Source organism: Pelotomaculum sp. FP, assembly GCF_004369245.1.
Taxonomy (GTDB): Bacteria; Bacillota; Desulfotomaculia; order Desulfotomaculales; family Pelotomaculaceae; genus Pelotomaculum_C; species Pelotomaculum_C schinkii.
The window spans coordinates 1-22,498 of the sequence record NZ_QFGB01000029.1; the positions used below are offsets into that span (position 1 = coordinate 1).

At 47.5% G+C, this 22,498-nt stretch carries 18 protein-coding genes; 9 read left to right on the forward strand and 9 right to left on the reverse strand.

What is annotated here, in order from left to right:
* Window positions 1-221: 221 nt before the first annotated feature.
* Window positions 222-464, reverse strand: coding sequence for a hypothetical protein (locus tag Psfp_RS22260; RefSeq protein ID WP_243120611.1), 243 nt, complete (start codon window positions 462-464; stop codon window positions 222-224).
* A gap of 120 nt (window positions 465-584) precedes the next feature.
* Here Psfp_RS22260 and Psfp_RS12250 point away from each other — a divergent pair, with 120 nt between their 5' ends.
* Together Psfp_RS12250 and Psfp_RS12255 are read left to right on the forward strand one after the other, a co-directional pair.
* Window positions 585-725, forward strand: a complete 141-nt coding sequence (locus tag Psfp_RS12250) for a cyclic lactone autoinducer peptide (protein WP_243120619.1) — start codon at window positions 585-587, stop codon at window positions 723-725.
* 62 nt (window positions 726-787) lie between these two features.
* Complete coding sequence (locus tag Psfp_RS12255; protein WP_134218832.1) at window positions 788-1,495, forward strand: LytTR family DNA-binding domain-containing protein; 708 nt, start codon at window positions 788-790, stop codon at window positions 1,493-1,495.
* A gap of 332 nt (window positions 1,496-1,827) precedes the next feature.
* On the opposite strand, the gene Psfp_RS12260 is transcribed toward Psfp_RS12255, so the two are convergent.
* The 8 genes from Psfp_RS12260 to Psfp_RS12290 all read right to left on the reverse strand — a co-directional run bounded on the left by Psfp_RS12260 (window position 1,828) and on the right by Psfp_RS12290 (window position 9,271).
* Window positions 1,828-2,088 (reverse strand): type II toxin-antitoxin system RelE/ParE family toxin, encoded by a 261-nt coding sequence (locus tag Psfp_RS12260; protein ID WP_243120612.1) that lies wholly within the window; start codon window positions 2,086-2,088, stop codon window positions 1,828-1,830.
* Between the two features lie 63 nt (window positions 2,089-2,151).
* On the reverse strand, window positions 2,152-2,424 hold the full coding sequence (locus Psfp_RS12265; protein WP_134218833.1) for a type II toxin-antitoxin system Phd/YefM family antitoxin: 273 nt from the start codon (window positions 2,422-2,424) through the stop codon (window positions 2,152-2,154).
* Window positions 2,425-2,678: 254 nt separating this feature from the next.
* Window positions 2,679-2,834, reverse strand: a complete 156-nt coding sequence (locus Psfp_RS21720; protein ID WP_192895416.1) for a hypothetical protein — start codon at window positions 2,832-2,834, stop codon at window positions 2,679-2,681.
* Window positions 2,835-2,885: 51 nt separating this feature from the next.
* On the reverse strand, window positions 2,886-4,226 hold the full coding sequence (gene gdhA, locus Psfp_RS12270) for an NADP-specific glutamate dehydrogenase (RefSeq protein WP_134218834.1): 1,341 nt from the start codon (window positions 4,224-4,226) through the stop codon (window positions 2,886-2,888).
* Between the two features lie 119 nt (window positions 4,227-4,345).
* The gene (locus Psfp_RS12275; RefSeq protein ID WP_134218835.1) at window positions 4,346-5,671 is read right to left on the reverse strand and encodes a glutamine synthetase family protein; all 1,326 of its coding nucleotides are present in this window, start codon (window positions 5,669-5,671) and stop codon (window positions 4,346-4,348) included.
* 183 nt (window positions 5,672-5,854) lie between these two features.
* Window positions 5,855-6,553: a response regulator transcription factor gene (locus tag Psfp_RS12280; RefSeq protein ID WP_134218836.1), complete on the reverse strand. Its 699-nt coding sequence runs from the start codon at window positions 6,551-6,553 to the stop codon at window positions 5,855-5,857.
* 11 nt (window positions 6,554-6,564) lie between these two features.
* Complete coding sequence (locus Psfp_RS12285) at window positions 6,565-7,815, reverse strand: ATP-binding protein (protein WP_134218837.1); 1,251 nt, start codon at window positions 7,813-7,815, stop codon at window positions 6,565-6,567.
* Window positions 7,816-8,149: 334 nt separating this feature from the next.
* Complete coding sequence (locus Psfp_RS12290; protein ID WP_243120613.1) at window positions 8,150-9,271, reverse strand: PRK06851 family protein; 1,122 nt, start codon at window positions 9,269-9,271, stop codon at window positions 8,150-8,152.
* A 269-nt stretch (window positions 9,272-9,540) separates the two neighbouring features.
* On the opposite strand from Psfp_RS12290, the gene Psfp_RS12295 reads away from it, so the two are divergent.
* From Psfp_RS12295 to gltB, 7 genes are all read left to right on the forward strand, one after another.
* Complete coding sequence (locus tag Psfp_RS12295) at window positions 9,541-10,179, forward strand: response regulator (protein ID WP_243120614.1); 639 nt, start codon at window positions 9,541-9,543, stop codon at window positions 10,177-10,179.
* A gap of 176 nt (window positions 10,180-10,355) precedes the next feature.
* Entirely contained in the window at window positions 10,356-11,684 is a 1,329-nt protein-coding gene (gene glnA, locus Psfp_RS12300; protein ID WP_243120621.1) for a type I glutamate--ammonia ligase, read from the forward strand.
* 176 nt (window positions 11,685-11,860) lie between these two features.
* Window positions 11,861-13,504: a glutamate synthase-related protein gene (locus Psfp_RS12305; protein ID WP_134218838.1), complete on the forward strand. Its 1,644-nt coding sequence runs from the start codon at window positions 11,861-11,863 to the stop codon at window positions 13,502-13,504.
* A 254-nt stretch (window positions 13,505-13,758) separates the two neighbouring features.
* A complete protein-coding gene (locus Psfp_RS12310; RefSeq protein ID WP_134218839.1) occupies window positions 13,759-14,334 on the forward strand; it encodes an ANTAR domain-containing protein in 576 nt (191 codons plus the stop codon).
* A gap of 312 nt (window positions 14,335-14,646) precedes the next feature.
* Window positions 14,647-15,978 (forward strand): type I glutamate--ammonia ligase, encoded by a 1,332-nt coding sequence (gene glnA, locus Psfp_RS12315; RefSeq protein WP_134218840.1) that lies wholly within the window; start codon window positions 14,647-14,649, stop codon window positions 15,976-15,978.
* Between the two features lie 394 nt (window positions 15,979-16,372).
* Window positions 16,373-17,704, forward strand: a complete 1,332-nt coding sequence (gene glnA, locus Psfp_RS12320) for a type I glutamate--ammonia ligase (RefSeq protein WP_134218841.1) — start codon at window positions 16,373-16,375, stop codon at window positions 17,702-17,704.
* A gap of 185 nt (window positions 17,705-17,889) precedes the next feature.
* Window positions 17,890-22,479, forward strand: a complete 4,590-nt coding sequence (gltB, locus tag Psfp_RS12325) for a glutamate synthase large subunit (RefSeq protein ID WP_243120615.1) — start codon at window positions 17,890-17,892, stop codon at window positions 22,477-22,479.
* Window positions 22,480-22,498: the final 19 nt, after the last annotated feature.

Here is a 22,498-nt window from a genome sequence, read left to right on the forward strand (position 1 = left end):
GGAACGGTTAATTGATCCCTGGACAACATATGAACCGAAGTAAACCTCAGTTTCCACTATTGGTTAGTATAACCATATAATTATTATGACTTGTTAATTACATATTATGGTAAACCGATCACGGATGCATTATTATTGGGTGTATTTAAGCAATTTATTACTGCATGTATTATTTATGCGATACTTAGAGTTCCGTCAGGGGGAAGACATTGCTCAGCTTATTATAAATGTCTTATTGCTTCATTTTCAATATTTACTGCTATTGCATTTATTGCAAAATATTTCTCATTCGCTTTCATTTTAAGTAAAACACTGTTTTGGTTTTCTATAGGCACTATATTTATCATATTTTTGCTTAAAGCTCCAGTTGATGTCCCACAAAAACCTATTCTAAACACTTCAAAAAGAAATACTCTTAAAATTGTTTCATGTTCTATAGCCGTTCTTATCTCAGTATTATTCATTTGCCTAAAACCTAGTGACGATTTATTGCTGGCGTCTAGCCTGACAATCTTATTCCACGCTTTCACATTAACAAAACCAGGTAATAATTTTCTTTGTTGGCTTGATAATAAAATTTGAATATGAAGGGAGGGAAAATAGTGAAAAAGCATATCTTGGGTTTGATTGTATCGTTAGCAAGTATAGTGACTTTTATCGGTATCTATCCAACAAGCTGGGGACATTTATACCAGCCAGAATTCCCCAAAGAACTATTAAAATAGGTTTCTCAAGAAAAGACAGGGTACCGCTAAGGTACTCTGTTGAACTAAAGGGAGAGGGTTGTATGCGAGTAATAATAGCCGAAGACAATCCTGTCGAATTGAGGTATATTAAAAATCTACTATCTAAAGATAGCGATATTGCACTTGTTGGTGAAGCAAACAATGGAATTGAAGCAATAAATCTAATTTCAAAAACAAAGCCTGATGTAGCTTTTCTTGATATTTCCATGCCTGTTAAATCGGGATTGGAAGTTGCGAAAGAGTTAAATGAAAATATATCTGTCGTATTTATAACTGCTCACAATGACTTTGCTTTAGAAGCATTTAGTGTTGGTTCAATAGATTACATTCTAAAGCCTATAGATCCAGAAAGAATAAAAAAAACAATAACCAGGATAAAGAGGATTACATATAATAAAAATACAACTCAAAAAATCGCTGTTAATATAAAGAGACAAATATTATTTCTTGATGTTAATAAAATAATATATCTTGAAAAATTACCTCTGGTAAAAAAGATATTATTTGCATTGGAAAACAACCAAGAAATCAATGTTTCGGGAACCTTGGAAGGATTTGATGAACAACTAAAATATTATGGGTTTGTTCGATCTCATAAAAGTTATATTATAAATTTAAATAAAATAAGTAGAATTATTCCATGGGGGGATAATACTTATTTAGTAAAGTTCAATGGTACAGAAAAGGAAGTTATGATTAGTAGATCTTACTTACCAGCTATAAAATCGATATTAAGAATTCGCAAATAACTTTTATTGAAAAGAAGCCACAGAAGCCATGGACAGTTGGTCGACTTAAAATGAAATTAGTGGGCGGCGATTCCGATGGAATATGCAATCAGATCACTCAGAAGGGCATCAATAGTTGTTGGACGATTTGTCAAATGCGGATCGATTTTTAGAAAACTGCCGTAGCATTTATATCTTAACCGGCCGCGATTATCCCTGGTCTACCTTTGAGGCTGCCTTTTATATACGCGCTTGTGACGCTCTCCAGAAAAAAATAACAGCAGGCTTCGATTAAGTTATAAGGATACATTAAAAGCCTGTAGGCTCAATTGTTCTGTTTTTCGCAACCCTAATCAGTTGTCGCTATCATCTTGCACCGGTAAGTCCGCAAGCAGCCGAGTATAATTCGCTCTGCCGTCCACGATATGATAAACAAAAACAGTTTTGCCCAACAATCGATAGATGCACAGATAATGGCTGCAAATGAGTATCCGATAGCCTTCCAGTCCAAGTATTTTATCCACGCACGCCACACCCATATTCGGATGGCTTCGCAAATGATCCAGCGCGCCATAGATGTGGTCAGTGATTTTGCGTGCCGATTCTACGCCCACGATTCCCTATGTACGAGAGCAATTTCCTCCAGTTCACGCTGGGCGGGTGTTAGAAGCGCCAGTCTATACTTTGGCTTGCTCATAGATTGCTTCTAACCGCTGTTTTGATTGCTTCAATGTAAAAGTCGGCTCGCCGGCAAGACGGGATTGTTCTGCCAGTTCCAGCTTTGCCCGCAGCCTTATGATTTCTTCGCGCTTTTCAAACGCCTCAATGCTCATAACCACGAGATCGCCCTCGCCGTTTTTAGTAATGTAGATAGGCTCTTGTTTTTCATGCGCAAGGTTTGAAATGCTGCCGTAATCGTTGCGCAAGCTGGTAGAAGATTTGATAATCATAAACTCGCCCCCTGCAAAGAATTATTCTGCCATTATTATACGATAATTCTACGAGGTTTTCAATCTGTTTAAGTTTGGTCAGTTGATGAGGGGTCCCCAGTTCCTGGCTTACCTGATCCAGGTGGACACCTGGCTTAGAAAGGTTATTTGCTGATTGTTTAGGATACCCGTATTACTCTTAATTAAGGTAATGACAAAAACCACCCATAAGGTGGTTTTAATACATATGAAAAACATACTATATGAAACCAAGACTACTTTTTATCTATAAGGCTTTGGAGCATCATCTTTAATTCTTCTACCATGTTTTCCAGGATAACCAGCTTCTGTACAGCCTGGCTTGGGCTGCAGGTTCCAAATTGATCGCATTCTGAACAGGGGTCGGTATAGGCCAGCGGACATTGCGTCATGGTTTTTCTCCCCTCTTTTCTTAATTTTAGCTATCCGTAATAGGATAGCGTTTACACTATCCCTTGGGCCATCATGGCGTCGGCCACCTTGAGGAAGCCGGCGATGTTTGCTCCCGCCACCAGGTTGTCTTCACAACCGTATTCCCTGGCTACCCGGCTGGTCTCGCGGTAAATATTGATCATAATGCCCTTTAATTTGGCGTCCACCTCTTCAAAGGTCCAAGAACATCTCATGCTGTTCTGGGACATTTCCAGTGCCGAGGTAGCTACGCCCCCGGCGTTCGAGGCTTTTGCCGGACCGAAAGGAATACGGTTGTCCTGGAACACTTTTATCGCTTCCGGGGTGGAGGGCATATTGGCGCCCTCGGCGACAAATTTAACTCCGTTGGCTACCAACTGCGAGGCTGATTCTTCGTCGATTTCATTTTGGGTAGCGCAGGGAAGGGCTATATCACACTTGATTGACCAGATGCCCTTTGGCCCTTCGTGATACTCGGCTGATGGATGGCGCTCAACATAAGCTTTAATTCTTTGTCTTTCAATTTCTTTTAACTGCTTGATAGTTGCCAGGTTAATCCCATCGGCATCGAAAATATAACCGTTGGAGTCGCTCATGGCTACCACGCGGGCGCCAAGCTGCCGGGCCTTTTCCGCAGCGTAAATGGCCACATTGCCGGAACCGGACACGACCACCGTCTTGTTGGCCAGGTCCTGGCCGTTTTCCTTTAGCATTTCTTCAAGAAAGTAGACCAGCCCATAGCCGGTAGCCTCGGTTCTGGTCAAGCTTCCGCCGTAGGACAGCCCCTTGCCGGTAAGCACGCCATGGTACACTCCTGTAAGCCTTTTGTACTGGCCGTATAAATATCCGATTTCCCGGCCACCAACCCCTATATCACCGGCCGGGACATCGACATCAGCCCCGATGTGCCGGAAAAGCTCTGTCATAAAACTCTGGCAGAAACGCATGACCTCAGCGTCTGATTTGCCTTTGGGATCAAAATCACTCCCGCCTTTGCCGCCGCCAATGGGCAAACCGGTCAGGGAGTTTTTAAATATTTGTTCAAATCCCAGGAATTTGATAATGCCGACGTTTACGGAAGGATGAAAACGCAAGCCCCCCTTGTAAGGTCCAATGGCGCTGTTGAACTGGACCCGGAACCCCCGGTTGACCTGGAGCCTACCGTTGTCATCAACCCACGGCACCCGGAAAATAATCTGCCGTTCCGGTTCTACTATTCTGTGTAGAATATCCGCATATTCAGGGTGTTTTTCAATTACCGGTTCTAAAGATTCAAGTACTTCCATAACTGCCTGGTGAAACGTTGGTTCGCCGGGGTTTCTTTTCGTCACCCCGTCCATTATTTCGCTGATTACCTGTTGAGAAAAACTCACTTAAAAAGCCCCCTTAATCCAATGTGTCAATTTATTTATTGAAAATTTTGCTCTATCGCTTTATTGATTTAAATGTATTGATTAGCCAATCACCCCCCCATCAAAAGTAAGAACAATTGCTAGTAGTTAGTGAGATATTCTTCCAGTTCCCAGGGGTGCACAAATAACTGAAAACGTTCCCATTCCTCACCCTTGGTCCTGGCGAATGTCCGGTAAATATATTCACCCAGGGTGGACCTGGCCAAGGGATCAGAGGCCAGTTCCCGCAGCGCTTCTTCCAGGGTGAAGGGCAGGCGGGCAATTCGCAGCTCAGGATTTTGTTGCGCAAGTATTTGAGATGTGTTTTCTAAAAGAGGGGCAGGAAGTGGGAGCTGCTGCCGGATGCCATTTAAACCTGCTTTAAGGATTAAGGCTAAAGCCAGGTATGGGTTGCAAGCCGGATCGGGGTTGCGTACTTCCACCATGGAGCCCGGCCCGTCGTGCGCGACGATGCGGAGCACTGAATTGCGGCTTTCTTCCGACCAGGCTACATAAGTAGGGGTGCGTTCGCTGGGTACCAGCCGTTTATAAGAGTTAATCAGTGGATTGGTAATGGCGGTATTGGCACGGGTATGAGCCAGGATACCCCCGATAAAGTGCCCGACCTCCTGGTCCAGTTGTAAATTTTGCCCCGGTTCCAAAAAAGTCCCGGACTCTTTGCGGCGCAGCAAAATGTGAAAGTATAGCGCCGAACCAGGCATGCCGTTCAGTGGTTTAGGCATCAGGGAAGCGTGCAAACCGTGCCGCTGGGCAATGGTACGTACGATAAACTTGAAAGTTACCAGCTTATCAGCTATAGACAGGGCGTTATCAAGTTTTAAAGCGATACCATGCTGGCCCGGCCCCATTTCATGATGGCTGAAGCCGATGTCCAGTCCCATTTCCTCCATGGTCAGCACCATGTCACGCCTGGCGTTTTCACCCAGGTCGACCGGGGTTAAGTCGCAAAAACCGGCACGATCATGGGTATTGGTGGTTGGGTTGCCGTTGTCGTCTATATTTAATAGATAGAACTCCACCTCTGCGCCAACCCAAATTTCAAGACCCATCCGGGCGGCTTCATCCAGTACCTGTTTCAAGACGCTACGTGAGCAGCCAGGGTAGGGAGTCCCGTTTGGATTCTCCACATCACAAATGAAGCGGGCCACAGCTTCATTCCGGGGCCGCCAGGGGAACACTACGAAAGTGGAAATATCTGGACGGAATATGATATCCTGTTCATGGTTGCTGACCACTCCATCCACCACAGAGCTGTCAAAGGTGATTTTGCCGGCCATGGCCCGTTCCATATCCTCGGTCGTCACAGCGATGTTTTTCAATGTGCCGAAAGTATCGGTAAACTGCAAACGAAGAAATTTTACATGCTCTTCCTTAGCCTTTTCCAGAACTTCTTCCCGTGTAAGCATTGGCGCCTCCAAATGACTCAGGGCATTCGTAATTATTGTTACAAACGCGCTGATGATTAACTAACAACTATAATCTAGTTGATATTCCATAAATAAATCATAATAAAGAGTGCTATAAATATAAGAATTTCATAAAAAAAAATACTCTGCCTTGCTTGGCAGAGTATCAAAAGGACTATTATTTTATAATTCAGTTGCCAGCTGGTAGCCTATTCCGTGTTTACCAAGAATATATTTCGGATTGCCCGGGTCATCCTCAATTTTTTTTCGTAAACTGCTGATATAATTTCTCAGGTAGTGCAGCTCATTACGGTATTCTGATCCCCACACCCGGGTCAGCAGATCCTCATGCGTAATTACTTTTCCAGCATGACTGCCCAGCTGGTAAAGGATCTGATATTCTGTAGCGGTTAACCTCACTTCTCTCCCCCTGAGATAGACCCGCTTTTGGGCAAAATTAATTACCAGGTCGCCAAATGAATAAGCAGGGCAATTTAGATAATCCTCTGATGGCTGTGTTCTCCGTAAGACTGCTTTTACGCGACGCAGTAATTCCTCAACGCTAAAAGGCTTGGTTAAATAATCGTCGGCGCCCGCGTCAAAACCACGTATCCGGTCCTGCTCACGAGTCCGTCCCGTTAACATGATAATGGGGATATCGGAGAATTCACGGATCCTTTTACATGCTTCAAAGCCGTTGAAAGGGCCGGGAAGCATAATATCGAGGATCAGTAAATCATAGTTGGAGGATTCTAATAAATTTATTGCAGTTTTTCCATCAGCGGCTGTCGCCACCTCGTAACCGCTGGCCAATAAGTTAACTTTAACCAGTCTTACCAGGCGAGGTTCGTCATCCACTATTAAGATCGTTTTACGCCTCATATCAAGCACCTCTAGTTGCCTCTCGTGGATGGCAATTCACTGTTTGCGGATCCGGTAGGCAGCGAGAAGAAAAGGGTCGTTCCCTGGTTTAACTTGCTTTTGGCCCAGATCCGGCCACCGTGATTGATTATGATTTGACGGGCCAGAGGTAATCCCAGCCCCATTCCCTTTTGATGCTCCTGCAGGTTGCTGTTTACCCGGAAAAATTTTTCGAACAACTGGTTTAAATGCTCGTCACCAATACCGATGCCCTGATCAGCTACCGAAACAATTACTTCCTCAGGGGCCAGTTCGCCTTTGATAACGATTTGGGTGTTTTCGTTTGAATACTTTACCGCGTTGTCTACAAGGTTTCGAAGCACCTGCTCAATCCTGGTCAGGTCTGCTTTCACAATTGGAAAATCTTCCGGAAACATTACAATAAACTCATGGTTCTTTTTGCGGTACGACTGGTCCCGGAGGACTTTTTGGGCTATCTGAAGGAGCGATATGGGTTCTTTTTTGAGCTCGATTTCACCTTTCCAGCTCAAGGTGGAAGAATCCAGCAAATTGTTGATCAGGCTTTCAATATAATCTGTTTCTTCTACAATAATGTTTAAGAATTCTTTTTGGGTTTGCGGATCCCAGGCCACGTCATCCCGCAGCAAGGTGGTGACGTATCCCTTGATACAGGCCAGAGGGGTCCTCAAATCATGGGACAAGCCTGCCAGCATTTCCGACCACATCTGCGCCATATCTTCGGATGGAAGGAAGCAGGTGGGGTCTTTCCCCGTGCCTTTAATGGTATCCAGGCTGCATTCGATCACGTGCGTTACCGCTCTTAAGAGTTCCGTAACGGGGAAAGAATTCAACAGCAGGCCTTCTCCGCAAGACATTAAAAAGCCGTTCCTGCAGGCCATGGGGAAACAGGTTACCTCGTAATCCGGTTGACCGCACCTTTCTATAACCTTTTGTCTTACCGGACAGTCTAAAATAGGGCAGGGAATGTTCCTATTGGCACAAGCATTCTGTTGAAAACACTGCAGGACGTCCAGATCTACTTCCGTATAGTCCGCAGTGCTTTTTTGGGCATTAAAATAGACAATACACCGCTTGGTCATATTAATGCCGACAGCGCACCCGTTAATACCCAGGGTGCTGACGAGCCAGCCCGGAACCCAGTCCAAATTGCAATGCTCTTTTAATAACCTGCCGGAAAAATATAGAATTTTAATTGATATATCAAACAGATAATCAATTTTCAGGCGGTTCTTTGCGCTCATGGGCTTAACTCCTTAAGGAATATAAGTCATCCTTCCGGGGGAAAACTTTCTCATTTCAATTCCCCGTCCGGTTATAAAAATTACACCGTAAAAGGTTCTAGCAATTATCTTGATTTCCTCCCTTTTTCTGTGTAAATGTAAATATTAGAAAATAGGGCCGAATTCCGAATAATCTGTTTTATGTTAAGATTTCATGGTTTTGTTCCGGGTTTTACCGGTCAATATGTTTTTATCTGCCAAACAATAAGAAGCCGCCCGTGAGTAGTTAGTTACACCCGGAGGCTTCTTCAAAGGCAATTATGTTTTTGTTACGGCGATAGGCTTGATTCTGGTTTCAATCGCGGGCCGTGCCGGCGCTGCCCTCAAGCAGTTCCAGAATACGCTGCAGGGTCTTTTCTCTCATGGCATTGACACCGTCAAAGTTCATATAAGGAACATAGTACTTCTCCATCTCGTCATGCTTCTTTTTCGCCCGGCTGATAAACGACACAGCCTGTTCCATGCACTGCCGGTACAGCCCCCGCGCCGTATCCCTCTCGGCTAAATAGTCTTCATTCGTTACAGGCGCCACGCAGGTCATGGTATTGATAACTGTGTCACCGTCTTTAGGCTGGTAAAAATGCGGTTCGACGCTATTGATAACGGCCAGGCTCAGGTCGTGAATAACCAAATGCTCAATTTTGTTGGGGTTTAGTGCACAATGGAAGGCGGTTACATTGTAGCCCCTGGTTAAAGCTGTATCCATTATACGTTGAACCAGGACGGTTTTCCCTGTTCCATCATCACCGTTAATGATATAACGTTTGTTCAGGCGTCCTACAACAGTTTCCAGATGGCTGACCGGACCGTCCGGGGTATTGGCGGTTGCGAAAAGGTGGCGGGCTTTGGGATTGTCGGTTAACCTGGGTTTGCCTTCGAAAATTTCGAGGGTCAGGTCCAGGACCAGTTTATCGAAAGCGCCTGCATTGAAAGCGCCGCTTTCAAGGTAGAAGGATTCAACCTCATCCAGAAAGGTTTTAGCGCCGGCAAGGTAGGTGTAAGCATGTTTAAACAGACGGCCGACTTCCTTGTTAACGGCTAGTATTTGCTCCCTGTTTTCACGGATTCCTTTCTCGTTCCAGTATTCTCCCAAATTTATTATTTCATCGACCGCTCCCGGGTTCTTCGGGTCAACAATATGTGGACTGGTACCGTCCAGAAGGGCTACCTGGATTGCGGGAATAACCAAGCCGTCTAACGAACCGTTATCCGAAGAGCAGCAATGGAATTCAATATCGTAACCCATATCCAGTACGGTTTCGCCGATTTTACGCATGAAGGTTGATTTGCCTACGCCGGGACCTCCCTTTAAAATATAGATTCGGTTTGCGTCTGTTTTAATAATATTGTCGTAAAATGAATGAAAACCAAAGGCCGTATTGCCACCCGGAAAAACTTTCACCAGTTGCCCCTTCATTTTTCAAAAACCCCCTTGTTTTTGAGATATTTGGTTTTTAAGGTCTATAAAAATAACCCGTCTAATTACAATATGTTAAACTTTTGAGATTAATGAGATAAAAAAAGCAGGACTCAAAACACCATATAATGCTATTGTGGATAATACCCGGCCAGCATTATGCTTGATTATACCGGGCGATGTCCGACACTTTAAGCGGCTTCTATCATTTTTGAAGTGATCATGTTAAAATACTCCTACATACGGACCGAGCAGGAGTGGTCCGTAGCATGGAAGCAAGAGAAGATTTCACCGGTATTATGTTGGGAATTTTTCTTGGAAAGGTGCGCCATATGTTTGGAACCCGGGTAGTTATCGCTGACGGCGATCCCGAAAATCGACAAAAATTCAAGGAAATTCTTACTCATGCCGGCTACATGGTGGTAGGTCTTGTTGAAGATGGGAGAAGCGCCCTTAAAGTGATTTTTCAGAACGAACCGGATGTTGTCATCATGGATGCCAGGCTGCCCGGCGCGGAAGGTTTGGAAATCGCCCGGATTATTGAGGAACACCGGGCCGCGCCGGTGATTTTACTAACCGAGGCTCATGAGCAGGAGCTGGTGTCGGAAGCGGCCACCACCTGGATTTTTGGTTACCTGATTAAACCCGTTGAAGAAAAACAACTGTTTATGGCTATAGAAATAGCCATAGCCAGCTATAAAAAGATTATTAAGCTGGAAGAGGAAAACAAAAGGCTCAGGCAAACGCTGGAGGAAAGAAAGCTGGTTGAAAGGGCGAAAGGCCTTTTGATGGAAGCCAAAAACATGTCTGAAAGGGAAGCCTACAAATATATGCAAAGAAAAAGCATGGATAACTGTGTGCCGATAGCAAGGATTGCCCGCCGGATTATCATATCTTTAAAAAAATAGATTTAAGCCTATGCAATAATTGTATACAATATTCTTGCAATGAGGCCATTGATTTTCAGATCTATTATGCTATACTAATGAGCAATAAGGATTTTGAGGGCAAAGACGTCCTTAAAAGACCAGTTTCCAATATGGTCTTTTGGGGCGTTTTTTATTTTTCTTTGGGGGGATGCATCCTGGACATATTGGGTAAAGAAGGGGTTTTGGAAAAAGCCAGGGAGTATAATGTAAAATTTATTCGCCTGCAGTTTACCGATGTATTCGGTGTTTTCAAAAACATCGCTGTCACGGTTGAAGAGTTGGATAGAGCGCTGAATGGGCAGGTCATGTTTGACAGTTCTGCAGTCGAGGGCTTTGTACGCAACAGGGAGAACGATATTTACCTGTATCCCGACCCAACCACCTTTGAAGTATTTCCCTGGCGTCCCCGGGATGGAGCGGTAGCCCGGCTGATATGCGATGCCACATCCCCCGGAGGCGGAGCATACCCGGCCTGTTCGCGATCTGCATTGAAAAAGGTACTGCAAAAAGCATCTGAATCAGGATTTCAGTTCCGAGTGGGCGCACAAATAGAGTTTTTCCTGTTTCACACTGACAGTCAGGGCAAGCCCACGACCGCTACCCATGACCAGGCTGGGTTCTGCGACCTGTCTCCGGTGGATCTGGGGGAAAATGCCAGGCGGGATATGGTGCTGACACTGGAAGAAATGGGTTTTGAAATATCCTCTTCCCACCACGAAAACGCTCCCGGCCAACATGAGATCTTTATTAAAGAAGATGTGGCCCCTGCCATTGCCGATAAAATAGCTACCTTCAAGTTTGTAGTCCGCAACATAGCCCAGCGGCACGGTCTGCATGCCTCTTTTATGCCGAAACCAATGCGTCAGGTGAACGGTTCGGGAATGCATCTGCATCTTTCCCTCTGGTGTGACGGCGAAAATATTTTTGATGATCCAACCGGTGATTTGGGCTTAAGTAAAAACGCGCAGCACTTTATTGGAGGTATCTTGCAGCATGCCCGTTCGATTACCGCCCTGGCCAATCCCTTGGTGAACTCTTATAAGCGCATCTTGCCGAACCGGCTTTACCCGGCCCGGGTGGCCTGGTCGGAACGCAACCGCAATACCATGATCCGTGTACCGGTCCAGCGTGGTGATGATACCAGGATTATCTTACGCAGCCCTGATCCAACCTGCAATCCATACCTGGCCCTTGCTGCTGTTTTGCAGGCAGGATTGCATGGTATTACAGATAAAATAGCGCCTGTTCCATTTTTGCCGGAAGATAGCCCTGATCCCAACGGGTTTGTTGAAATCGCCAAGGAAGATTGGCTGCCGCGCAGCTTGGGAGATGCGTTGCGAGCTTTGGCTGCGGATAAAATCATTCATGAGGCATTGGGTGAACATATTTTACGGCGTTTCTTGGAGGTGAAAGGCAGCGAATGGGACCGGTTCCAGTCTGAAGTGCACCCGTGGGAAGTAGAGCAGTATTTAGCTAACTATTGAGATTAGCGTTTCATCAAATTTAAATAGGATATTAACTGACTAAAGAGGTGAGGAGCCGGAAATTATTGAGAAGCCCTGGAGTAGGGATTTGATTGGGAGCAGATGATTTAAGCGGTATGTATAACAAAGCTAATTAAATGAAGCAATAATATATTCTAAGAAGGGTGTGTTTATTTATGAGTATCGGTCAGCAGAGGTCTAATGATGTTTTGGGTACGGTGAATCGCGGCAACCCGGCCGAATCCGGGTTGTGTACATTATGCCGGGCAGATTGCCAGGGGAAATGTGAAACCTTCATGTCCTGTATGCAAGGACGTAAAATGCTTTATCCCCGAAATTTCGGAGCCGTCACTGCGGGAAGTGACAATATCACTCACGTGGGAGTTTCCTATAATTCCCTTCGCATTCAAGGTTATAACTATGGCGCCTATGGTCTCCCGCAAGGTCTTTCCAGCGATGCGGATGATTGTATCTTCCCCAATGTTAAAATTGAAACAGAGTTTGGAAATGAGATTAAGACAAAATCCAGGATCCCCATCCTGTCCGGCGCATTGGGCTCCACCTTCGTTGCCGCAAAGTACTGGGAGTCTTTTGCGGTCGGCGCAGCTCTCGTCGGTTATCCGATTGTCATCGGTGAAAACGTCGTAGGGGTTGACAAGGAGTCGGTTATCGAAAACGGTAAGATTCTGAAATCGCCTGAACTCGACCGCAGAATCGAAACCTATCTTCGTTATCATGATGGTTACGGAGCCATCATTGTTCAGATGAACGTTGAGGATACCCGCAACGGCGTTGCTGATTATGTCCTCGAAAAATACGGTGACAAGGTGATCATCGAACTGAAGTGGGGGCAAGGCGCTAAAGATATTGGCGGCGAAATCCAGGTAAGAGATCTTGATTACGCTATTTTTTTGAAAAACAGAGGTTATATCGTAGATCCGGATCCGACCCTGTCTGAAGTGCAGCAAGCTTTTAAATCCGGCGCCATCCGTTCTTTCGCCCGTCATAGCCGCCTGGGCTATACGGATCTTGCAAATTATGATCAGGTCAGAGATTCTTTCATGACGGCAATTGCTGATTTAAGGAGCAAAGGGTATAAAAGAATTACCTTGAAGACCGGTTCCTATGGTATGGAAGCGCTGGCAATGGCAATCAAATTTGCCACGGACGCCAAATTGGACCTTTTGACAATTGACGGCTCCGGTGGTGGTACCGGAATGAGCCCGTGGAATATGATGGAGAGCTGGGGCGTACCTTCGCTGCTGCTCCATGCCAAGTCCTATGAATATGCAAGTATCCTGGCTCAAAAAGGTCAAAGAGTTGTCGACCTGGCTTTTGGCGGCGGAATTGCCAGAGAAGATCAGATCTTTAAGGCCTTGGCCCTGGGCGCTCCATTTACAAAAATGATTTGTATCGGCAGAGCGACTATGATTCCCGGTTTCCTGGGAGCAAATATTGAAGGCATACTCAAGCCTGAGCGAAAAGCGGCTGTGCATGGAAACTGGAGTGAATTGCCGAAGTCTGTATCAGACGTTGGTACGAGGGCTGACGAAATCTTTGCGGGCTACTATGATGTTCAGAAAAAAGTGGGCGCTGACGCAATGAAGGATATTCCGCTGGGAGCAATTGCTGTTTGGACGCTCGCTGATAAATTGGCTGCCGGCTTGCAGCAGCTTCTTGCTGGAGCGCGTAAGTTCTCCGTCCCGGAAATATCCAGATATGATCTGGCGTCCGGCAACAGGGAGACTGAGAAAGAAACAGGCATTCCTTTCATTACGGAAATCCAGGATGAAGCCGCAAAGAGAATGTTAAATAGCTAGGCGTAAAGAAGTGGAACAAATTTTAGACCAAATTATTTAAAACAAGGTTGCCTTCCTGGAAGGGATCAGATATAATGACACTGTAATGTTGATATTTTAGGTACGAGGAAGTGCCTATAACATTCTGGCAATGATGCCCTTATCAGGTCTTGATTTACCTGTAGAGGGCATTTTTTCTCTTCCCGGTTTAATTTTACAGGTATGACCACATGATATATGGTATGGCAGAGTGCTTGAGACAGGAGGCATATACCGTGGGTGAACAAAGAGTTATCGTAATTGAAAACGATGCCACCTGGAGAAAAAACATCAAGGGTATTCTGGCAAAAATGGGTTATTGGGTAATCGGGGAGGCCGAGGACGGCCAATCCGGCTTGAAGATGGTTAGATCCAGACAACCCGACCTGGTGATTATCGAAGCTTTTTTACCTGGCCTGGACGGGCATGAAGTTGCCCAGATCATTAACGAGGATAAGCTGGCGCCGGTTATTATGGTATCTTCATCCACAAAGCAAAATATTATAGAAAAAGCCAAGGCAGCCAAGGTATTTGCTTTCCTCATGAAACCGGAGCTTGAATCCAACCTCATCCCGGCGGTTGAGCTGGCTTTGACCAACTATCAGGAAATCATCAGGCTGGAAAATGAGGTCAAAGAATTGAAAGAAACCCTGGAAACCAGGAAGGTAATTGAAAGGGCTAAAGGCATTTTAATGGAGACCATGGGTATCACTGAAACCGACGCTTTTAAACGTATCCAGAAACAGAGCATGAACAAGCGAATTTCTATGAGGGCTGTGGCTGAAGCGATTATACTCGCTCATAACTTATAGACCGGCGCCAACCATAACAGCGTGCCATGTCAGAATAGGCTGCGGGTATGCCGGGTGTAGTTATAATAATACACAGTACAGACGCTGTAATTCAAAAGCATAAAAGTGGTACACTGTTGTATCACACGGGCAAGGGCGCCCTTAAAAGTTGGCATTGCATTTTAATGCCGCTTTTAAGGGTTTTCTTTTTGTCCTGGGGAGGGGTGAATTTGGATAATCAGGTTTAGCGGATACTCTGCCACTGAGCTTAGCATAAGAGTATTAATTGTGTGCGGTGTGATCAGATAATATTTTTTTGAAAGGTGGTTTACCATGGGAACTTCTGAAAAAACACAGCTTATTGAAAAAGCCAGAAACCTTGGAGTTAAGTTTATCCGTCTCCAGTTCACCGACATTTTCGGCGTGATGAAAAATGTTGCCATTACTGTTGAACAATTAGATAAGGCGCTTGATAATGAATTGATGTTTGACGGATCCTCCATTCATGGTTTTGCCAGAATTGAAGAATCGGATATGTACCTGCGTCCCGATATTAAGAGTTTCTCGGTGTTTCCCTGGCGGCCGCGGGAGGGCGGCGTAGCCCGGTTAATCTGTGATGTGTATAACCCTGATGGGTCGCCATTTGAAGGAGATCCCCGCTATGTCTTGAAAAAGGTGCTGACCGAAGCTGCGGAAATGGGTTACACCATGCAGGTCGGTCCGGAAATGGAATTCTTTTTGTTCAACGTGGATAAAGACGGCAGGCCAACCCTGGAAACTCATGACAGCGCCGGTTATTTCGACCTTGCCCCGGTAGACCTGGGCGAAAATGCCCGCCGCGCCATGGTGCTGACCCTGGAAGAAATGGGTTTTGAAATCGAGGCTTCCCACCACGAGGTGGCGCCCGGCCAACACGAGATCGACTTCAAGTATTCTGAAGCTCTGGATGTCGCCGACAAGATCATGACCTTCAAAATGGTTGTACGTACTACCGCCCAGCGCCATGGATTGCACGCTACCTTTATGCCAAAACCTATTTTCGGGATCAACGGCTCCGGTATGCATATGAACCAGTCGTTGTTTAAGGATGGGAAAAATGCCTTCTATGACCCCTCAACTCCTGATCAGTTAAGTGAAACGGCAAAATACTATATTGGCGGTCTGGTAAAACACGCCCGTGCTATTGCGGCTTTAACCAACCCCACGATTAACTCATATAAGCGATTGGTACCAGGATATGAGGCGCCGGTATACGTCGCCTGGTCCGGACGCAATAGAAGTCCGTTGATCCGTATCCCCGCCAAACGTGGCAGTTCAACCCGGATAGAGCTGAGGAACCCGGATCCGGCCTGCAACCCGTACCTGGCAATCGCCGCTGCTTTAAAAGCCGGCCTTGACGGGATTAAGAACAAAATTCAGGCGCCGCCGCCGACCAACCAGAATATTTATCATATGACTGCGGCAGAGCGCAAAGAGTTGAATATTGACAGCCTGCCGGGCAGTCTGGCGGAAGCCTTGCAGGAACTGGCCAAGGATGACGTTATTAAGAGCGCCCTGGGCGACCACGTTTATGAGAAATTTGTTGAAGCTAAAACGCTTGAGTGGGATAATTACCGCGTCCAGATTCACACGTGGGAAGTTGATGAGTACCTGACAAAGTTCTAGAATTATTTTAGTATAAGTCCCCTGCTCTGACCGGGTAGGGGACTTTTTTAGGCTTAGGATGAGTGCCCGGCGAGTTTACGTTAGTCGGGAACTCACCTCCAGCATAGTGGAGTACAATCCGGATCTCTAAACGGAGGCTTCTCGAATCTTTTGAAAGGGCAGGGAAGCACAACGGCAACAGGGCGAATTTGTTTCGTCAAAAGTGTCAAAAAACTATGGTTATTTTTAAATTTTATGATATACTAATGGTTAATTAAAAAAGAAACGGGTACAGCGTGGTACTCCGACTATGGGCAATGAGGCCGGTTTATGGGTATGATTAATTATGCCTTTAATGCGGCTTTTTTTACTTATCGCCCATGGCAACATCGTTTAAGAAGGGTGCTGATAGTAATTGGCTAAGCTTACTAACGAAGATGTACGTAAACTTGCCAAGGAATTAGGGGTTAAGTTTGTACGACTGCAGTTCACGGACATTTTTGGAGTTTTGAAAAATGTCGCCATTACTGTGGAACAGCTGGAGAAAGCCCTGGCTGGAGAGTTGATGTTTGATGGTTCATCTATCGAGGGCTTTGTACGGATCGAAGAATCGGATATGTACCTGAGGCCGGATCCTTCAACGTTTGCGGTGTTTCCCTGGCGGCCCATGGACGGAGCCGTTGCCAGGCTGATATGCGATATTTACAATTCGGATGGCACTCCCTTCCTGGGTGACCCGCGCAACGTTTTACGCAGGGCGATTAAGGAAGCAGAAGAAATGGGTTATAGCATGAATGCGGGACCCGAACTGGAGTTTTTCCTTTTCCACCTGGATAATGAAGGTCGCCCCACTACCGTTACCCAGGACAAGGCGGGGTATTTTGATCTCGCTCCAGTAGATTTAGGGGAGAACGCCCGGCGTGATATGGTTTTAATTATGGAGGATATGGGCTTTGAAATAGAGGCTTCACATCACGAGGTGGCTCCGGGGCAGCACGAAATAGACTTTAAATATTCGGATGCTTTAAGTACGGCAGACAAGATTGTAACCTTTAAGTTTATAGTGCGAACCACGGCACAGCGGCATGGCCTGCACGCCAGCTTTATGCCCAAACCTGTTTTTGGCATTGCCGGTTCCGGGATGCATATGAACCAATCACTCACCCGTAACGGGGAAAATGCCTTTTATGACCCTTCATCCAGTGATGGTTTAAGCGAGGTGTGTCTCTACTATGTTGGAGGTCTGCTCAAACATGCCGGCGCCATTACGGCTGTTGCCAACCAGAGTGTGAATTCTTATAAACGGCTTGTTTCAGGCTATGAGGCCCCCGTGTATGTCGCCTGGTCCGCGCAAAACCGGAGCCCGCTGATCCGGATTCCCGCCAAGCGCGGTTCGTCGACCCGGCTTGAGTTGCGCAGCCCCGATCCTGCCTGCAACCCTTACCTGGCTCTGGCGGTAAGCCTTAAAGCAGGTTTGGACGGCATCAAAAATAAGATTACGCCACCCGCTCCCTGTAACCGGAATATTTATGAAATGACCCCGGGTGAAAGAGCAGCGCTTGGTATCGGCAGCCTGCCGGAAAATCTTTATCAGGCCCTGCAGGAGCTGGAAAAAGATACAGTTATCCGTGAAGCTCTAGGGGAACACGTGTTTAACCGGTATATGGAAGCCAAGCGGATTGAATGGGACCGCTACCGGATCCAGGTTCACCCCTGGGAGTTGGAGGAATACCTGACCAAATTTTAAACTTTAATATACTGATGCTCCCAGAAAACAGCAATTTAATACCCGGGTACACCGTTGTATCCATATAAGGTTTGGCAATGAAGCCTATACTACAGTCGCAGTGTTTTGACACGCCTGTAGTTAGGCTTTTTTCTTTTTATACTTAAATTTATAGTTTTATGCAAGCGACACAGGAGGGGAAAATTTTGCAACAAAATGGAAGCCATGGACTACCCCCGAAACAGGGTCTTTACGACCCGCAATTTGAGCATGACGCATGTGGTATGGGGTTTGTCGCCGATATCAAAGGAAGAAAGTCACACAAAATTATCAAAATGGCGATACAAGTCCTGATCAACCTGGACCACCGGGGGGCTAGGGGCGCTGAGCTCAACTCCGGCGACGGCGCCGGTATCCTGATGCAAATCCCGCATGGCTTCTTCGCAAAGGAATGCGCCAAGCAGGGAATCAGCCTGCCCCCTGCGGGCAGTTATGGTATCGGCATGCTTTTCCTGTCCCACGACCAGGGTAAAAGGGAAAAAAGCCAGCAGTTTCTTGAAAATATAATTGGTCAAGAGGGGCAGACCCTTTTAGGTTGGCGGCATGTTCCAACCGACGACTCTGCGCTTGGTAAGACGGCGCGGCTGGCCCAACCATACATTTGCCAGGCGATAGTTGCCGGGAACCCGGCAATAAATGATCAGCTGGCCTTTGAACGCAAGCTGTACGTGATTCGCAAAAGGGCCGAAAAAGAGGTGCGTTTAAACTGCCTGGAGGAAGGGGATACCTTCTACTTCGCCAGCTTCTCTTGCAGGACGGTTGTCTACAAAGGTATGCTTGTTCCGGATCAGGTTACCGGGTATTACCTTGACCTCAATGATCCATCCATGGAAACAGCCCTGGCTCTGATCCACTCCCGGTTTAGCACGAATACCTTCCCGAGCTGGGAACGTGCCCACCCTTATCGCTATATCATCCACAACGGAGAGATCAACACCCTGCGCGGCAACATCAACTGGATGCACACCCGTCAGTCCATGTGCGAGTCGGAGCTTTTCGGCGAGGATATGGCCAAGATTTTTCCGGTTATTGATACCGACGGCAGTGACTCGGCCATGTTTGACAACTGCCTGGAATTTCTGTCTCTTTCCGGGCGGACACTGCCCCATGCCGTCATGATGATGATCCCGGAGCCATGGAGCAATCATGAAAGCATGAGTGATGAGAAAAAGGCTTTCTATGAATACCACAGCTGTATGATGGAGCCATGGGACGGTCCGGCTTCCATCGGCTTCACAGACGGTACTATTATTGGCGCGGTCCTTGACCGTAACGGCCTGAGACCGTCCCGCTACTATGTCACCAGGGACGACTTGATTGTACTGTCCTCGGAAGTAGGGGTGCTGGATATCCCGCCTGAAGACGTGGTGCTCAAGGAGCGTCTTCGCCCCGGCCGTATGCTGCTGGTGGATACCGGTGAAGGACGCATTATCAGCGACAACGAACTGAAGCAGCGCATGGTGACGGAACATCCTTACCGCCAGTGGCTGGACCAATACTTAGTCGGCCTGGAGGACCTGCCGGAGGCAGCAGTGCCTGAATCTGAGCCCGAAACATTACTGCAGAGGCAGCAGGCTTTTGGTTATACCTTTGAGGATCTGGTTAAAATTTTGGAGCGTATGGCCCGGGATGAGGTAGAACCGGTAGGCTCCATGGGTAACGACGCTTCGCTGGCGGTGCTGTCGGAAAAACCCCAGCTTTTATACCATTATTTTAAACAGCTCTTCGCCCAGGTGACCAACCCGCCCATCGACTCTATCCGTGAAGAAATTATTTTCGCGGTTGAAACCACCATAGGTTCAGAAAAGAACCTGGTCAAACCTGAACCGGATAACTGTCATAAAATCAGGTTAAAGAAACCCATCCTGACCAACGGTGAACTGGCAAAAATCCGGCATCTCAAGCTCGACGGCTTTAAAACGGTAACTCTGCCGATCCTGTTCAAAGTGGGAGAAGAGGGCCGCAATTTGGAAAAGGCCATGGATGAGCTGTGTTCGGCAGCCGACCGGGCTATTGAAGACGGCGCCAACTTACTTGTTTTATCTGACCGCGGCGTAGATGCGCAGCACGTTCCCATACCGGCCCTGCTGGCGGTGTCGGGCCTGCACCATCACCTGATCCGGGAAAAAACCCGTACCAGGGTCAGCCTTCTTTTAGAATCCGGTGAACCGCGTGAAGTTCACCACCTCGCAGTTTTGTTAGGCTTTGGCGCCAGCGCCGTCAATCCCTACCTGGCTTTTGAAACCCTGGAAAACATGACCGAGCAGGGGTTGCTAGAGGGTCTTACCGCCCGGGAAGCCATCAAAAATTACATCAAAGCTGCCGTCAAAGGCGTAGTCAAAGTAGCATCCAAGATGGGTATATCCACTATTCAAAGCTACTGCGGCGCCCAGGTCTTTGAGGCGGTCGGCATTCATCAGTCAGTTATTGGCAAGTACTTTACCTGGACTGCATCAAGGGTAGGAGGGGTTGGTACGGCTGAGATTGCCCGGGAGGCTGAACTGCGCCACCAGAGGGCCTTTGCAAACAATATCGATCCTACTCTCGATTCCGGTTCCAATTATCAGTGGCGTCATGACGGGGAGGAGCACCTGTTTAACCCGCAGACCATTACAACCCTGCAGCAGGCCTGCCGCAGAGGCGACTATGCTCTGTTTAAAAAGTACTCAAGCCAGGTCAATTCCCTGGACACCAATTTGAGAAGATACCTGGAATTTAAAACAGACCGGACACCGGTCCCGCTGGATGAGGTGGAACCTGTAGAAGCAATCGTCCGGCGTTTTAAAACCGGAGCTATGTCCTTTGGCGCCCTCAGCAAGGAAGCCAGTGAAACCCTGGCTATCGCTATGAACCGCATCGGCGGTAAAAGCAATACCGGTGAGGGCGGGGAAGACCCGGCTCGTTATAAGCCCCTGCCCAATCGAGATTCCGCCTGCAGCGCAATCAAGCAGGTGGCTTCCGGCAGGTTTGGCGTGACCAGCGAGTACCTGACCAACGCCAAAGAAATCCAGATCAAGATGGCGCAGGGAGCCAAGCCTGGCGATGGCGGCCAACTGCCGGGACAAAAAGTCTATCCCTGGGTAGCCAAAGTCAGAGGCACTACGGCCGGGGTAGGGTTAATTTCGCCCCCGCCGCACCACGATATATATTCTATTGAGGACCTGGCCGAATTAATCCACGACCTGAAAAATTCCAATCCCGGCGCCAGGATTAACGTCAAGCTCGTTTCTGAGGTCGGTGTCGGTACTATCGCCGCCGGAGTAGCCAAGGGAAGAGCCGACGTCGTTTTAATAAGCGGCTATGACGGTGGTACGGGAGCGTCACCCCGCACCAGCACCAACCATGCCGGTCTTCCCTGGGAGCTGGGTGTGGCGGAAACCCACCAGACCCTGGTGATGAACAACCTGCGCGACAGGATTGTAATAGAGACGGACAGCAAGTTGATGACCGGGCGTGATGTGGCTATGGCCGCGCTTTTGGGCGCGGAAGAATACGGTTTTGGAACAGCAGCTCTGGTCGTGCTGGGTTGTGTGATGATGCGCGTGTGTTCCCTGGATACCTGCCCGGTCGGAGTCTGTACCCAGAACCCGGAACTGCGCAAGAATTTTAAGGGTAAGCCGGAGCATTTGATAAACTATATGCATTTTATTGCCCAGGAGCTGCGGGAAATAATGGCCCAGTTGGGTTTCCGCACCGTCAACGAAATGATCGGACGTACCGACGTACTGGAGCAGAGAGCAGGCATCGAGCACTGGAAGGCGAAAGGGTTGGATCTGTCAAGCCTGCTTTACCAGCCCGATGTTCCCGATAGTGTCGGCAGGTACTGCCGTACCGAGCAGTATCATGCGCTGGAAAAATCCCTGGACAGACAGTTTCTCCTGGAACTGTGCCGGGATGCTTTAAAACTTGGTAAGCCGGTGGAAGCCAAATTCCCGATCAAAAATACCAATCGAGTGGTCGGCACCATCCTGGGTCATGAGGTCACCAAACGCTACGGCGGCGAAGGATTGCCGGAAGACACAATCCGGTTATCTTTTGAGGGTTCGGCCGGTCAGAGCTTTGGTGCTTTTATCCCCCGGGGGATCACTATGACCGTAGAGGGTGACACCAACGACTATTTTGGTAAAGGCCTTTCCGGCGGCAAGCTGATTGTCTTTCCGCCGGCAAGCGCGGCGTTTGTGCCTGAGGAAAATATTATTACCGGCAACGTGGCTTTATACGGCGCCACTTCCGGTGAGGCTTACATTCGCGGTGTGGCAGGAGAACGCTTCTGTGTCCGTAACAGCGGCGCCAACGCGGTGGTGGAAGGGGTCGGCGATCACGGCTGCGAATACATGACCGGCGGCCGTGTGGTTGTGCTGGGTACTACCGGCCGTAACTTCGCCGCCGGCATGTCCGGTGGGATTGCCTATGTTCTGGATGAGGATGGTACGTTCCCCGGACGCTGCAACTTGGGGATGGTTGATTTAGAAAAGCTTGATGATGCCGGCGAGAGCGAGGAAGTATGGAATATGATTCACCGGCACTGGAAATATACCGGGAGCCAAAAAGCCGAGTCGGTCCTTGACAACTGGCAGAAGATGGCGCCAAAATTTGTCAAGGTGATCCCCTTGGATTACAGGCGTATGCTTGGGGCCATCAAGCGAGCTTATCAGAAGGGCTTAAGTGGAGAAGAAGCGATTATGGTTGCCTTTGAAGAAAACGCCAAAGACGAGTCCAGAGTCAGCGGTAATTAGCTACGATACAGGGTTAGGG

What these genes read in the sequence shown, in the direction of transcription:
- Psfp_RS22260 (WP_243120611.1), bottom strand. Translation starts at nt 464, where the DNA reads ATGAATAATACTGAGATAAGAACGGCTATAGAACATGAAACAATTTTA.
- Psfp_RS12250 (WP_243120619.1), top strand. Translation starts at nt 585, where the DNA reads ATGAAGGGAGGGAAAATAGTGAAAAAGCATATCTTGGGTTTGATTGTA.
- Psfp_RS12255 (WP_134218832.1), top strand. Translation starts at nt 788, where the DNA reads ATGCGAGTAATAATAGCCGAAGACAATCCTGTCGAATTGAGGTATATT.
- Psfp_RS12265 (WP_134218833.1), bottom strand. Translation starts at nt 2,424, where the DNA reads ATGATTATCAAATCTTCTACCAGCTTGCGCAACGATTACGGCAGCATT.
- Psfp_RS21720 (WP_192895416.1), bottom strand. Translation starts at nt 2,834, where the DNA reads ATGACGCAATGTCCGCTGGCCTATACCGACCCCTGTTCAGAATGCGAT.
- Psfp_RS12275 (WP_134218835.1), bottom strand. Translation starts at nt 5,671, where the DNA reads ATGCTTACACGGGAAGAAGTTCTGGAAAAGGCTAAGGAAGAGCATGTA.
- Psfp_RS12280 (WP_134218836.1), bottom strand. Translation starts at nt 6,553, where the DNA reads ATGAGGCGTAAAACGATCTTAATAGTGGATGACGAACCTCGCCTGGTA.
- Psfp_RS12285 (WP_134218837.1), bottom strand. Translation starts at nt 7,815, where the DNA reads ATGAGCGCAAAGAACCGCCTGAAAATTGATTATCTGTTTGATATATCA.
- Psfp_RS12290 (WP_243120613.1), bottom strand. Translation starts at nt 9,271, where the DNA reads ATGAAGGGGCAACTGGTGAAAGTTTTTCCGGGTGGCAATACGGCCTTT.
- Psfp_RS12295 (WP_243120614.1), top strand. Translation starts at nt 9,541, where the DNA reads ATGGAAGCAAGAGAAGATTTCACCGGTATTATGTTGGGAATTTTTCTT.
- Psfp_RS12305 (WP_134218838.1), top strand. Translation starts at nt 11,861, where the DNA reads ATGAGTATCGGTCAGCAGAGGTCTAATGATGTTTTGGGTACGGTGAAT.
- glnA (WP_134218840.1), top strand. Translation starts at nt 14,647, where the DNA reads ATGGGAACTTCTGAAAAAACACAGCTTATTGAAAAAGCCAGAAACCTT.